Below are 14,612 nucleotides of genomic sequence, written 5' to 3' on the forward strand. Positions count from 1 at the left end.
TGCTATATGTTAATTTAATCAAGACAAATGGAGTAAATTTATGTTAACAACTCAAGATAAACAAAAAATAATTAAAGAAAATCAATTAGCAGAAGGCGATACTGGATCGCCAGAAGTGCAAGTGGCTCTTTTAACTGCTAGAATTAATGATTTACAAGGTCATTTTGAGACTCATAAAAAAGACAATCACTCAAGAAGAGGTCTTTTAAGATTAGTAAGTCAACGTCGTAAGTTATTAGACTATCTACATGATAAAGATGTTGAAAGATACCGTAGTCTAATCAAGAAATTAAATATACGTAGATAATAAATTTCATCTTAATCGTTCTTACATCATTAAATTCAAAAAATAAGGTTAAACTGTGAAAATATTTAGAGAAGTCTTTGAGCTAGGTAACAAAGAAATAGTTCTTGAAACAGGTGGTATGGCACGTCAAGCAGATGGGTCAGTAACTGTAAGTTGTGGGAATAATGTTGTATTGGTAACTACAGTAGTTAAGAAATCAGTAGCTGATGGTGCTGACTTTTTTCCGTTATCAGTGCACTATTTAGAGAAAACTTACGCTGCTGGTAAAATACCGGGCGGTTTTTTAAGAAGAGAAGGTAGACCTTCTGAAGAACAGATTCTTATTTCTAGATTAATAGATCGATCTATAAGACCATCATTTCCAGATGGATTTTTTAATGAGATTCAAATCGTTGCTACGGTTTTATCTTATGATGGGGCCTTTTCGCCTGATATATTAGCCTTAATAGGTGCTTCGGCATCTTTAGCAATATCTGGAGCACCTTATGATGATGTTGTTGCTGGTGTAAGAGTGGGTTATACAAGTGGTAAGTATATTCTTAATCCAAATAAGCAGGATTTAAAAGATTCTGATTTGGATCTAGTAGTTTCTGGAACAGATGATGCTATTTTAATGGTTGAGTCTGAAGCTAACAGCCTTCCAGAGTCTGTTATGCTTGGTGGGATCTTATATGCGCACAAGCATTTAAAAACTATTATTAACTCGATTAATAGACTTGCTAAAGTTGCATCTAAGCCACGTATAGAATATTCTATATATCAAATCAATAAGTTTCTTAAATCACAAATTAAGTCACAATTTTTTGGTGAAATTAAGAACGCTTATACTATAGCATCAAAGCAAGAAAGAAACTTAAAACTTAATGTGATTAGAAAAAATGTTCTAGAGTATATTTTTTCTAGTGATGTTGATGGTAATGAATATACTGAAAAAGAAATATTAGAAGCTTTCCATGATATTGAAAAAGATCTTGTAAGATCAAATATTCTTGAAGGTAAGCCAAGAATAGACGGTAGATGTACCGAGACTATTCGACCTATTAATGTCAAAATAGGTGTTTTGCCAGGTGTACACGGCTCTGCTTTATTTACACGTGGTGAGACTCAAGCTTTAGTTGTAACTACTTTAGGCAGTGATAGAGATGCACAGCTTGTAGAATCTTTAGATGGTATAGAGAAGTGCCGTTATATGTTGCATTATAACTTTCCACCATACTCAGTAGGAGAATGTGGTATGGTTGGTATGGCTCCAAAGCGTCGTGAGATTGGTCATGCTAACCTAGCTAAGCGTGCGACTCAAGCAGTATTTCCTAATGAAGAAGCATATCCTTATGTTGTTCGAGTTGTCTCTGAAATTCTAGAGTCAAATGGTTCAAGCTCTATGGCGACAGTATGTGGTTCTTCTTTATCAATGATGGATGCTGGTGTACCAATTGCTGAGCCAGTAGCAGGTATTGCTATGGGACTTATTAAAGATGGTGCAAAATATGCTGTGTTATCAGATATTCTAGGCGATGAAGATCATTTAGGCGATATGGATTTTAAAGTTGCTGGTACTAGATATGGTGTTACAGCATTACAAATGGATATTAAAATCAAGGGTATCTCAAGAGAAATTCTTGAGCAAGCTCTAGAGCAGGCAAGGGTTGGTAGATTACATATTCTAGGAATCATGAATGAAGTAATAAAAGAACACAAAGAAGCAGTATCTGATGTTGCGCCACAAATTCATGTGATGAATATTAATCCAGCTAAGATTAAAGATGTTGTTGGTCGAGGAGGTGCTACTGTAAAAGGTATAATCGAGAAGACTGGGGCACAAATTGATACTAGTGATTCAGGTGAGGTTAAGGTTTTTGCTAAAGACAAAAAATCTATGGATATGGCTGTAGCGATGATAGAGGAAATTGTTGCAGAAGTAGAAGAAGGGCAAGTTTACAAGGGTAAAATAGTTAAGCTTTTAGATTCTGGGGCATTTGTTAATCTTCTTGGTAGTCAAGATGGATATTTGCCATTCTCTGAAATTGAACAAGCTGGCATGAAAACTAACTCGTTAGTAGAAGGTCAAGGCTTAGAAGTTTTGGTTCAAAATATTGATAGAGGTGGTAGAGTTAAACTTTCTCTTCTTGTAGCGAGGTAATTATTATGAGTTAAACTTTCTCTTGTAGCGAGGTAATTATTATGAGTGAAGAAGTTCAAAGCGTTGATCCGATAAATTTTACAGAGGCTGCTTCTTTAAAGGTCAAAGAACTAATTGAAGAAGAGGGTGATAATTCTCTTAGCCTTAGAGTATATATCACCGGTGGGGGTTGTTCTGGCTTTCAATATGCTTTTGCTTTTGATAATGAAGTAAAAGAAGATGATATGATTATTACTAAAAATGGTGTTCGTCTTTTAGTAGATTCTATGAGTTTTCAGTATTTGGTTGGTGCTGATGTTGACTACAAAGATGATGTCGAAGGCGCATACTTTGTAATTAGAAACCCAAATGCGAAAACTACTTGTGGCTGTGGTTCATCTTTTTCGGTATAATTATTGCAAGTGTGTTTAAATAAAAATCTTATGAAAATTGCTAATTTTGAAGTAGGAAATGGTAAGCCATTTTTCTTAATGTCAGGGCCTTGTGTTATTGAATCTGAACAAATGGCTATGGATACTGCTGGGTATCTTACTGAAGTAACTAATGATCTCGGAATAAACTTTGTTTATAAATCATCATTTGATAAAGCTAATCGCTCATCTATAAACAGTTTTAGAGGGTTAGGTGTAGATAAAGGTCTTGAAATTTTAGCAAAGGTTAAAAAAACTTATAATATACCTGTTGTTACAGATGTTCATGAAGATACACCGTTTGCTGAGGTTGCTGAAGTTGTTGATGTGTTACAAACTCCGGCCTTTTTATGCCGACAAACAAACTTTATCGTTGAGGTTTGTAAGCAAGGAAAACCTGTAAATATCAAAAAAGGTCAGTTCTTAGCTCCTTGGGATATGCAGAATGTAGTAGCCAAAGCTAAATCTACAGGCAATCAGCAAATTATGGTTTGTGAAAGAGGAGTGAGTTTTGGTTATAACAATCTAGTTTCAGATATGCGTTCACTTGAGATTATGAAAGCTACAGGATGTCCTGTAGTATTTGATGCTACTCATTCGGTGCAATTACCAGGAGGGCAAGGTAGCTCCTCTGGTGGACAGAGAGAGTTTGTACCAGTTTTATCAAAAGCAGCTATGGCTGTTGGTATAGATGGACTTTTTATGGAAACTCATCCAAACCCTGATGAGGCAAAAAGTGATGGTCCTAATTCGTTCCCAATGTATAAAATAAAAGAATTTCTAAGTTTGCTAAAAGAGCTTGATCATTTAGTAAAAAGTCAACCAAAAATAGAACTATAGGATATAAATAATGGCTGGTAAAGGCGATGTTTTTATAATAGGTATAGTTGGTGGTTCTGGCTCAGGTAAAACATTATTTTCGAATGCTATCATTAAGAAATTAAAATCAAAGCATTTAAATAAAATTGCGGTAATTTCTGAAGATAGATATTATAAAAACTGGGGAGAGATGGTTGGTTTTGAAGAGGCTTGTAAAATAAACTATGATCATCCAGATGCTTTCGATCATAAGTTATTAAGAAAAGATTTAAGTAATCTAGTTCAAGGCAATGATATCTATATTCCTCATTACGATTACACTACTCATTCAAGGATTGAAGAAAAAGCCGAGAAAATTGCTGGTGGTGTAAGTGTAATTATACTAGAAGGAATTATGCTTTTTAATGATCGTAAATTATTAAAGATGATGGATTTTAAGGTATACATGGATACACCTGCTGACTTGTGTTTTATTAGGCGCCTGATGCGTGATCAAAATGAAAGAGGCAGAAGTGTTGAGAGTGTTATAAATCAGTATCTAGAAACAGTGCGACCGATGCACATCAAGTTTATTGAGCCATCAAAGAGAAAAGCAGATATTATAATTCCTGATGGTGCGCAAAATAAAACCGTAATTGATATAATATATAATAAAGTAAGACAATTATTGAAAAAAAATGGAGTGAAAAATGGCTAGAGTAACAGTAGAAGATTGCTTAGATAAAGTAGAAACAAGATTTGATTTAGTAGTTTTAGCTTCTATGCGAGCAAATAAAATACTAAAAAATGGCTACTCTGAATCTATGGAGAATGAAAAAAAAGAAAAGGCTACAGTTGTAGCTTTAAGAGAAATTGCTGAGTCAGAAATTACCCCAGAACAAATCTTAAGAAATGAGATAGAAGGATAATTTTTCAATCTTTTGAAAAAATCCTTGACTTGTATTAAAAGCTCTATATAATTCTTTGCTATCGGGTGCTTAGCTCAGCTGGGAGAGCATCGCCCTTACAAGGCGAGGGTCGGGGGTTCGAACCCCTCAGCACCCACCATGATTTGAAAAGCGACTTAGGTCGCTTTTTTTATGTCTAATATTTTCATGTTTAAATTTATCTGTAATAATAATTAAGCTTTTGTGTGCTAGAATTTGTATATATAGTTTTGTTAGGAGATTTCATGAAAAAAGTATTGCTAAGTTCATTGTTATTATCATTAGGCATTTGTTCAGTATCCTATGCGGATTATACAAAAGATTCAATATGTCCTAATGACTTAAAATATCAAATTATTAATATGAGAGATATGACTTTTAAATATTCACAATATAAAAGTCATATTTGTGGTATTTTAGAAGTTAATCTTAATAAAAATACACAATGGCAAGAAAAAGGTAGTGGTTGGTTTGCTGCTGGCTTTGGAGCTAAGTCTATGAAGGGTTCGAATATGTTTATATTTGTGCCACAAAAATCTCAATCTCAAGATGTACATTACGATGTTTTTGCAAATATTGGCGGAGCATATGGTCCAACTAAACCTTTAGATACTAAACCTCAAAAAGGACAAATAGAGGTTTTATCATCTTCATTAGCTAAGGTTGAGTTTGCTTTATATCCACAAAAAATACCAGGTTTAGCAAATAGTGGTAAGATAGATATGATTTTTTCACATTCAAAAGCTGGGGTTTATCAGTTTGCTCCAGGTCATGTTGCAGCATATGACAATAAAGCTATTAATCTAAAATAATAAAAGCCAATGCTAAGTTTTGTTATTAAGTTGTATTTGTGATTTGAATTAAATACAATTGTCGTAATATTTTTTTGTTTAATCATTTATGGGAAGATCTAGACGTCATAATAAGCTAAAAGAGGGAATCTTTGAGGCTGAAATTACAGCATTAAGTCATGATGGTAGAGGTATTGCAAAAGTTGATGGTAAAACTACTTTTATACCTTTTACATTACCTGGTGAAGTAGTTAAATTTGAATATACATTCACAAAATCAAAATTCGATGAAGCGAAAGTCGTTGAGTATGTAAAGAAATCATCTAGCAGAGTTAATCCGCCTTGTGAGCATTTTGAAGTATGTGGAGGTTGTAGCTTACAACATATGTCTACGGATGCGCAGATTGAGCATAAGCAACAAACTTTACTAAATCAATTAAAATATATTGGTAATGGTGTTGAGCCAGAGAATATTTTACCACCACTACGCACAAGTAATACTGAAGGATATCGTAATAAAGCACGTTTAGGTGTTAGGTATGTCAGCAAAAAAAGCAAAATTCTTGTTGGCTTTAGAGAGCGTAATGGTAGGTTCTTGGCAGATATAGATAAGTGTATTGTTTTAAATCCCCTTGTCGGTGACAAAATAACAGAAATATCTTCATTTATAGAGACGTTATCTATATATCAACATATAGCACAATTAGAAATAGCAATAGATGATACAAGACCCGCTATGATTGTGCGTCATCTAGAACCATTTACAAATGAAGACTTAGAAAAGCTAAGATCATTTGCACAAGAAAATAATTATTGGATATATTTACAATCAAAAGGTCCAGATACTATTTTTAGATTATACCCACAAGGTGATGTAGAGCCTAAAAAGCTAAGCTATCAGCCTGCTGCTGGAATAGATATTGGTTTTGAGCCAAATGATTTTACTCAAGTTAATAATGATATTAATAGGAAAATGATAAAAAGAGCAATTGAGCTTTTAGGTATATCAGAAAATGACTCTATTATTGATTTATTCTGTGGTTTAGGTAACTTTACACTGCCAATTTCTCAGCATGCAAAAACTGTAATTGGCGTAGAGGGTGAGCCAACGATGGTCAAAAGAGCCAAAGAAACTGCTGATAATAATAATATAACAAATGTTAATTTTTATGCGGCAAACCTTTTTGAGAGCTTTGAGGATAAAGAATGGTTTAATAATTTTGAATATAACAAGATGCTTCTAGACCCACCTCGAGCAGGTGCACAAGAATTATGTAGCAATATTGAAAAGTTTAATGTTGTACGTATAGTGTATGTTTCATGTGATACAGCCACCTTAGCACGTGATGCTGGTATTTTGGTCAATAGCAAAGGTTATAAACTAATAAGTGCCGGTGTAATGGATATGTTTCCTCATACAATGCATGTTGAGTCAATAGCTGTTTTTGAAAAGGTTTAATCATGTATTTAGGTTTAGATATTGGCGGTAGTAATATTTCAGCAGGAATTTTTGATGAACATAAAAATCTACTTAAGACAGCCAAAGTAAAATCAAAAGGCAAAAGTGATCCTGATGTAATTCTAGCGCAGATTTTCAAAGTAATTAATAAACTACTTGATAGTTCAAATAAAAATAAGATAAAAGCAATAGGAGTTGGTATTGCTGGTTTTGTTGATTCAAAATTAGGGGTCTTAAATTTTAGTGCTAATATAAACCTTAATGGTATAAATATTGCTCAAGAAATTAGCCAAAAGTTTGCAAATGTACCAGTATTTATCGAAAACGATGTTAATGTTGGGGTTATCGGTGAGTGGAAATATGGTGCTGGTAGAGGTCACCAAAACATTGTTGGTATATTTGCCGGTACTGGTATCGGTGGCGGTCTTGTCATAAATAATCAATTTTTATATGGAGTTACAGGTGGAGCTGGTGCTGTTGGACATGTAACTATCAATAGCCAAGGGACTTATTGTCAGAGCTGTGGTTCACAAGGGTGTTTAGAAACTTATGCTGGTAAAGTTGGTATTGAAAATAGACTTATGAATTTGCATAAAAAAGGTATAAAAAGCATCTTAATAGATTTTGTTTTAGAAAATAAAGGTAAGCTCAAAGGTTCTCATCTTAAAAAAGCTTTAGCAGCTAAAGATAAAATTGCAGAAGATATAGTGACTGATGCAATGTCTAATCTAGGAATTGCTGTGGCAAATTATATTAATCTTTTAAATCCATCAATGGTTTTATTTGGTGGTGGAATCATGGAAGCAGTTGGACAAAAATATTTAGATACTATTTATCATACATGTTCAAAATATGCTTTCAAAACGATGCTAGATGCTTGTGAACTAAAAATTGCGACATTGGGCGATAATTCAGGTGTATATGGTGCTATGGATATAGCAGTTAATCGATTAGAAGGAAATTGGTAATGTTTATAGGTGTCGATATTGGTGGCTCAAATATGGCTGCAGGCTTGTTTGATGAAAATAAAAATCTAATCACAACAGCGAAAGTTAAATCAAAAGCTAAAGAAGCAACCGAAGTTGTGGTTGGGCAATTATTTAAAGTAATTGATAAGCTAATAGCAGAAATACCAACTAATAAAAAACTAATAGGTATTGGTATAGGAGTTGCTGGACTTATAGATAAGAAAACATCAGTTGTGCGCAGAAGTGTTAATATCAATATTAATGGTGTTAATCTAAAACAAATTATACAAGATAAATATGCTGTCAAATCTGAGATAGATAATGATGTAAATGTTGGAGTCTTAGGTGAGGCTAAATATGGAGCAGGTGTTGGCTGTGATGATATTATCGGTGCCTTTGTAGGTACTGGTATCGGCGGCGGTTTGGTGCTTAATGGTAAGTTATATACTGGAAACAGTGGTTTAGCAGCTGAGTTAGGGCATACTATTATCAAGCAAGGTGGCGCATATTGTCCAGGTTGTGGTTCGCAAGGATGCTTAGAAGCTTATGCTGGTAAAGTTGGTATCGAAAAGAAAATAGAAAATTTAGCAAAGAAAAATGTTCATAGCACTTTGATTGACCTAGTGATCGAGAATAGCGGTAAACTAAAGAGTAGTCATATTAAAAAAGCATTAGATGAGCAAGATGAAATTGCTATGGATATATTAAGTGAAGCTATGGAGTATTTAGGTACAGGTCTAGGGAGTACTTTAAATATGATAAATCCATCGATGGTAATATTAGGTGGAGGTGTTATGGAAGCTATTGGTGAAAGATATCTTGATCAGATTAAAAGAGCAGCAATGAAAAATTCATTTGCTGATATTTATGCAGAATGCGAATTTAAGTTAGCTAAGCTCGGAGATCAAGCAGGGATTTATGGAGCTATGGAGCTTGTCGCAAGTTAATTTAGTTGGGAACATGTTGTATGATTACTCAAGTTATCAATAATTTTTTTTCACAATTAGCAAATTATTTCAGAGGATTTAAAAATATAAAGCTTTCAAATATTTTTAATGATTGGAATATTTTTGAAATATTGTGGCTAGTGATTTCTGTAACTAGTCTAGGGATTATAAGCATTCTAACGACAAACGATTATTTAGTTATTACTACTATAGCTACCGTTACGGGCATGCTAAATATTTTACTAGTAGCTAAAGGTAAAATTCTTAATTATTTTTTTGCATTTATTAATAATCTTACTTATGCTTATGTTTGCTATGAACAAGGTATTTATGGGCAATTTTTACTTTTTGCTTTTTTCTTTTTTCCTATGCAGTTTTATGGTTTATATACTTGGACAAAACCACAAAATACTAGCGAGAATAATAATATCATTACAAAAAATTTATCAGTAAAGCAGAGAGCATATCTTATCATAGCTATAATTATTGCAGCGTACATCTATGGGAATTTTATTTTAAAAGGTTATTTTAACCAACAGGTTGGTTTGATTGCTGATTCATTGACTGGCATAGTATCTGTTGTAGCTATTATATTAATGGTCAAGGCCTATATTGAACAATGGGTTTTATGGATTATTATAAATACTCTTTCGACGATTATTTGGTTGCAACAATATTTTTCTGGTACAGGTGAGGGTATAGCATTTTTAGCTATGTGGCTTATCTATTTATTAAACGCTTTATATGGCTATATAAACTGGATAAAATTAAAAAAGATTGATTAAATTTCTTTGTAAAACTTTTCCTATAACTAGCTTAACTTAATTAAAAGCTTTCTATATAATTTGCAGTATTGATTATATCTTTCTTTGGAGGTTAGAGCGGTGACCGTTAGACAGACTTTATTTATTATTATCACACCAATAATCGCAATGTGTGTATTATCATTTGGCAATGGTTTTTTTACAACTTATTCGTCTATTGAGCTAAATGATCTTGGTCGCTCTAGTTTAATGATTGGTATAATTTCAGCAGCATATTTCTTTGGTATGACTGCAGGATCTTATTTTTCACAGTTTACTATAATTCGAGTAGGTTATATAAGAGCTTTTGTGCTGTTTGCATCTCTTATGGCTATCAGTACCTTAATACTTGGTGCCGATAAAAGCGTTGCAGTTTGGATATTATTTAGATTTCTTTGTGGCTACTCATTAGCAGCCTTATTTATCATTATAGAGAGCTGGTGTATATTATCATCAGATAAAAAAAATAGAGGTTTGATTTTTTCAATATATCTTTTTGTATATTATGGTACACAAGCATTGTCACAATTGATGATAAATATTCACTTTAGTAATGGATTGTTAGCATACTGTTTCATATCATCATTATGCAGTATTGCGATTGTATTAATGGCTTTTACAAAAACAGTTGCTCCTGTCCCTCACTCCGAAGAAATTTGTTCTCCTGCTAAAATCATCAAAAAAGTTCCTTTAGCAATGGTTGCTAGTGTTATTGGCGGTTCACTATTAGGTTCTATATATACTTTATTGCCTATATTTTTAGTAAGAGTTGGTAGTGATCATGACATGATATCGGTATTAATGATGACTACGATTCTCGGAGGAATGTTATTACAAGTACCTATTGGTAAATTATCAGATCTTATTGATAGACGTAAGGTAATATTTCTAGCAGGAGCAGGTATTTTTATTACCTCAATATTTATATTTGCTTTTCATACATCGTATTTTATATTTGCCATAATTATGTTTATTTTTGGTGGTAGTGCTTTTGTGATATATCCATTATCTATATCTCATGCAAGTGATTTTCTTAGTGAACATGAAATACTAGGAGCAATAGGCGTTTTAACAATCGCATATGGCTTAGGATCAGTAATCAGCCCTATAGTAATATCTGGCGTAATGTCTATTTTTGGACCATTTGGATTTTTTATAATTACAGCGTTGCTAAGTATTAGTTTATGCTTGTACTCAGCATATAGAATATCAGTGCGCAAATCCGCTACAGATACAGCTACATTTACAATAGCAACTGCTGAAAGCCTTAACTTCACTGAGGCACAGGAAATCATCTCAGAGAAATCATCTGAAGAATAATCTTCAAATAAGTATATTAAATTGCAAAGCATACATAGCTAGCTTATAATTGATAAAGTTTTTGAAAAATTGATAAAAGACTTAATTTATCTAAGGAGTTTGTAATTATGTCGTCACAAATAAAACAAGTTTTTGCCAGACAGATATTAGATTCGCGTGGTAATCCTACAGTTGAAGTAGATGTGGTTTTGGAAAGCGGTGCTTTTGGTCGTGCTGCTGTACCTTCTGGTGCTTCTACAGGTATAAGAGAGGCCCTAGAGTTAAGAGATGGCAATAAGTCTCTTTTTCTAGGTAAGAGTGTATATAAAGCTGTTGAGAATGTTAATACTAAAATAGCTCAAGCAGTTAAAGGTTTAGATGCATTAGATCAAAGATTGATTGATAAAACTATGATTGAGCTAGATGGTTCTGAGAATAAGAAAAATCTAGGTGCAAATGCAATTCTAGGTGTTTCATTAGCTACTGCTAGAGCTGCAGCATCACATCTTAGAAAACCTTTTTACCGTTATCTAATGGATGTCAAAGAATATCTAATGCCAGTACCGATGATGAATGTCATTAATGGTGGTTCACATGCTGATAATAATGTCGATATGCAAGAGTTTATGATTGTTCCAGCTGGCTTTGATACATTTTCAGAAGCTCTAAGATGTGGTACAGAAGTTTTCCATATACTTAAAAAGGTTCTAATTGCTGATGGTTATAGTGTAGCTGGTGTTGGTGATGAAGGTGGTTATGCTCCTGATCTACCATCAAATGAAGCAGCTATAGAAGCTATATTAAAAGCGATTAAAGAAGCTGGTTATGAGCCTGGTAAACATGTATTTATCGCTCTAGATCCAGCAAGTAGTGAATTCTACAAAGATGGTAAATATGAGCTTAAGTCAGAGAATAAGTCATTAACAAGTGAAGAAATGATTGATTATTACGCTGCTTGGGTTGAGAAGTATCCTATAGTATCTATAGAAGATGGACTTGCTGAAGAAGATTGGCAAGGTTGGAAACTTTTAACTGAAAAGCTTGGTAACAAGGTACAATTAGTTGGTGATGATTTATTTGTTACTAATCCAAGTATTCTTGCTAAAGGTATCGAAAAAGGTATTGCAAACTCAATTTTGATTAAGCTAAATCAAATTGGTACTTTAACAGAAACTTTTGAAGCTATGGCAATGGCAGGTCAAGCAGGATACACTTGTGTAGTATCACATCGTTCAGGTGAAACTTCTGATACTATTATTGCGGATTTGGCTGTAGCGACATGTTCAGGGCAAATCAAAACAGGCTCATTATCTAGATCTGATCGTATAGCTAAATATAATCAGTTACTTAGGATCGAAGAGGAATTAGGTGAAAATGCAATTTATCCTGGAATAAAAGCATTTGTATTTAATTCTGATGAAGAAGTGGAAGAGGATGTTCAAGAAATTATTGTAGAAGATAGTCAAACTGAGAAAGTTGTAGTTCAAGTAGAAGAATAATTATCTCATGGATATCAAGTCTAATTCTTTTTTTTACATTTTTATTTCGGTAGTTTTGTTACTAATTGCTATATTGCAATATGATCTGTGGTTTAGTAACACAGGTTTTATCAAGTATCAAGCACTAAAAAAAACTGTAGCCAATCAACAAAAAGAAGTTAAAAATAAATCTCAGACTAATGCGCAATTATATTCTGAAGTAGTTTCATTACGTCAAAATAGTGAGGTGCTTGAAAGCTTAGCTCGTGAGAATATGGGCCTAATCAAGCAAGGAGAAGTTTTTTACAGTGTCAAGTAAATATGTAATTATTCCAGCTGCTGGAATAGGTACTAGAATGCAGTTAGATATTCCTAAACAATACTGTAAACTTAGTAATGGTAAGACTATTCTTGATAATACCTTAGCAAAGTTTATTGATAATCCATTGTTTGATAAGATATTTGTTGCAATTGCTGCTACTGATAATTTTTGGAATGATTCGTTATATTATAATCATGACAAAGTAGTAGTCTGTAGTGGTGGTAAAACTAGATTTAATAGTGTTTATAATGCTCTTAAAGCTATTGATCAACGCAAAAGTGATGATTGGGTTTTTGTTCATGATGCTGCCAGACCGTGTGTTGTTATTGATAGTATTATCGATTTGTATGAGCGAACTAAGGCATCACATTCACAAGCAGGTATCTTAGCAGTAAGAGCCTCTGAAACAGTTAAACAAGTTACAAAGGATATAATTATCAAAACACTTGATCGTAATAATATTTGGCTTGCTCAGACACCACAGTTATCTAGGCTTGGACAGTTAGAGAAAGCTTTTGATTTTTGTTACTCAAATAATCTTATTGATAAAGTAACTGATGAAGCATCAGCTTTAGAAATATTCGGTATAAACCCGATTGTTGTTGAATGTTCAAAGAAAAATATCAAGATTACAACCAAAGATGATTTAGAGTATGCTAATTGGCAATTAAGCTAATAAATTACTTTAAAAGTAAACCTATTACATAACCAAATATAATTATTAAGCCCATTATAAATAACATAGAGTCTAATATTACGCGTCTGTAATCTTTGCAGTGAATATTTTTATAAATTATTATTACAGGTAAAACATATAGTAAAAAAGCTACTGTAGGGGCAACTAATATACCTATAATATTAAGTATTTTAAAATTACATATTGTACATATCCAAAGAACTATAAATATTAATCCAACACAGATTTTATTTATTAGTGAATCAGAAATTTCGACTTTATAAATATTTTTAAAAAATATTTAAATAGATATTTTAAAGCTTCTTTTGAACCTATGTAACAGCCTATAAATGAGCTAATAATAGCAGTAAAAACAATCATAGGCGCAAGGATATTCAGCAATGCTCCCGGATGTTGCTCTTGTATGAGTGTTACTATTGATAAATTGTTTGTATTAGCTCTATTAAGATCCGGTATAGTAGTGCTAAGTAAGCAAGATGTTACAAAAAGTAGTACAAATATAAAAAGAACTAACGCATTAATTTTAAGTATTTTATAGACTTTATATTTTTCTTGTGAGCGCTCAACTTTTACATAGTCACGATAAAAAATTACTAGACTAGAAATAACTGGCGAATGATTCATCGATAATATCAAAATCGGTAATACCATTAATACACCTGTAATATAACCAAGAGTATCAAAATGACTATCAGTTACAAACTCAAAGTTCCAGTAAGGTATTATATATATAGATAATGTCACTACTAGTACAATCAATAGTATAACTATAAGCTGCATAAACTTTAGAATTATATTGATACCTAAAGAAACTATTATCAATAAAACAGCTAAAATACTAAAACTAAACCATATATGTGTTGATAAATTAGTCTTTACAATATTATAGTTTAAAAGAAAATTACTTAGTTCGCTATTTAGACCAATAGAGTACATTGGCATATTTAGGAATATCGCAAAGAAATATAGCACTACACAGGTTAACCCAAAAAATCTACCAAGATTGTGGGTAAATACATCTGTAATACCACCATTATCTGTGCAAAGTACAATATTTGACATATTTTTATGTGAGTAATACGTCAAAGGTAAAGCAAAAATAAGTACTGTTACAAAAGCCCAAAGACCGCTATCTCCTGCTTGGACAGGTAGATAAAGTAACCCTGCACCTATTGCTGTACCAAATAGAGTAAATACCCACTGAATATCAATTTTTGTAGTATTTGAGTAATCTGGCTTTTTCATT

General features: G+C 32.7%; 15 protein-coding genes, 1 tRNA gene and 1 pseudogene. 16 read left to right on the top strand and 1 reads right to left on the bottom strand.

The features are described from left to right. The first annotated feature begins 40 nt into the window (after positions 1-40). From rpsO to ispD, 16 genes are all read left to right on the top strand, one after another. Complete coding sequence (gene rpsO, locus FSC454_RS02745) at positions 41-307, top strand: 30S ribosomal protein S15 (protein WP_014547865.1); 267 nt, start codon at positions 41-43, stop codon at positions 305-307. Positions 308-362: 55 nt separating this feature from the next. Continuing rightward, the gene (gene pnp / locus FSC454_RS02750; RefSeq protein WP_071794766.1) at positions 363-2,447 is read left to right on the top strand and encodes a polyribonucleotide nucleotidyltransferase; all 2,085 of its coding nucleotides are present in this window, start codon (positions 363-365) and stop codon (positions 2,445-2,447) included. Positions 2,448-2,488: 41 nt separating this feature from the next. Then, positions 2,489-2,839, top strand: a complete 351-nt coding sequence (gene erpA / locus FSC454_RS02755; protein ID WP_014547867.1) for an iron-sulfur cluster insertion protein ErpA — start codon at positions 2,489-2,491, stop codon at positions 2,837-2,839. Positions 2,840-2,869: 30 nt separating this feature from the next. Then, the gene (kdsA, locus tag FSC454_RS02760; RefSeq protein ID WP_066044990.1) at positions 2,870-3,697 is read left to right on the top strand and encodes a 3-deoxy-8-phosphooctulonate synthase; all 828 of its coding nucleotides are present in this window, start codon (positions 2,870-2,872) and stop codon (positions 3,695-3,697) included. A gap of 10 nt (positions 3,698-3,707) precedes the next feature. Beyond that, the gene (gene udk, locus FSC454_RS02765; protein WP_014547869.1) at positions 3,708-4,373 is read left to right on the top strand and encodes a uridine kinase; all 666 of its coding nucleotides are present in this window, start codon (positions 3,708-3,710) and stop codon (positions 4,371-4,373) included. Then, positions 4,366-4,584 carry a DNA-directed RNA polymerase subunit omega gene (gene rpoZ / locus FSC454_RS02770; protein ID WP_003019409.1) on the top strand — a complete coding sequence of 73 codons (219 nt, stop codon included), beginning with the start codon at positions 4,366-4,368 and terminating at the stop codon, positions 4,582-4,584. Before udk ends, rpoZ begins: the two co-directional genes overlap by 8 nt. A 63-nt stretch (positions 4,585-4,647) precedes the next feature. Continuing rightward, positions 4,648-4,723, top strand: a tRNA-Val gene (locus tag FSC454_RS02775). A gap of 124 nt (positions 4,724-4,847) precedes the next feature. Further along, positions 4,848-5,414 carry a hypothetical protein gene (locus FSC454_RS02780; RefSeq protein ID WP_066044992.1) on the top strand — a complete coding sequence of 189 codons (567 nt, stop codon included), beginning with the start codon at positions 4,848-4,850 and terminating at the stop codon, positions 5,412-5,414. An 88-nt stretch (positions 5,415-5,502) separates the two neighbouring features. Further along, a complete protein-coding gene (gene rlmD / locus FSC454_RS02785) occupies positions 5,503-6,852 on the top strand; it encodes a 23S rRNA (uracil(1939)-C(5))-methyltransferase RlmD (RefSeq protein WP_066044994.1) in 1,350 nt (449 codons plus the stop codon). A 2-nt stretch (positions 6,853-6,854) separates the two neighbouring features. Next, entirely contained in the window at positions 6,855-7,820 is a 966-nt protein-coding gene (locus FSC454_RS02790; protein WP_066044996.1) for an ROK family protein, read from the top strand. Further along, positions 7,820-8,767 carry an ROK family protein gene (locus tag FSC454_RS02795; RefSeq protein ID WP_066044998.1) on the top strand — a complete coding sequence of 316 codons (948 nt, stop codon included), beginning with the start codon at positions 7,820-7,822 and terminating at the stop codon, positions 8,765-8,767. Before FSC454_RS02790 ends, FSC454_RS02795 begins: the two co-directional genes overlap by 1 nt. 20 nt (positions 8,768-8,787) lie before the next feature. Next, entirely contained in the window at positions 8,788-9,552 is a 765-nt protein-coding gene (gene pnuC / locus FSC454_RS02800) for a nicotinamide riboside transporter PnuC (protein WP_082810680.1), read from the top strand. Positions 9,553-9,636: 84 nt separating this feature from the next. Beyond that, positions 9,637-10,890 carry an MFS transporter gene (locus tag FSC454_RS02805; protein WP_156470843.1) on the top strand — a complete coding sequence of 418 codons (1,254 nt, stop codon included), beginning with the start codon at positions 9,637-9,639 and terminating at the stop codon, positions 10,888-10,890. A 107-nt stretch (positions 10,891-10,997) separates the two neighbouring features. Then, entirely contained in the window at positions 10,998-12,368 is a 1,371-nt protein-coding gene (gene eno, locus FSC454_RS02810; protein ID WP_014547877.1) for a phosphopyruvate hydratase, read from the top strand. A 7-nt stretch (positions 12,369-12,375) separates the two neighbouring features. Further along, positions 12,376-12,666 carry an FtsB family cell division protein gene (locus tag FSC454_RS02815; protein ID WP_014547878.1) on the top strand — a complete coding sequence of 97 codons (291 nt, stop codon included), beginning with the start codon at positions 12,376-12,378 and terminating at the stop codon, positions 12,664-12,666. Then, positions 12,656-13,345, top strand: coding sequence for a 2-C-methyl-D-erythritol 4-phosphate cytidylyltransferase (gene ispD, locus FSC454_RS02820; RefSeq protein WP_066045002.1), 690 nt, complete (start codon positions 12,656-12,658; stop codon positions 13,343-13,345). The genes FSC454_RS02815 and ispD overlap by 11 nt, the downstream gene beginning before the upstream one ends. Positions 13,346-13,349: 4 nt before the next feature. Here the strand turns inward: ispD and FSC454_RS02825 are convergent. Continuing rightward, a pseudogene (locus FSC454_RS02825) lies at positions 13,350-14,611 on the bottom strand (amino acid permease). Between the last annotated feature and the right edge of the window lies 1 nt (position 14,612).

Origin of the sequence: Francisella hispaniensis FSC454 (assembly GCF_001885235.1) — a bacterium.
Lineage (GTDB): Bacteria > Pseudomonadota > Gammaproteobacteria > Francisellales > Francisellaceae > Francisella > Francisella hispaniensis.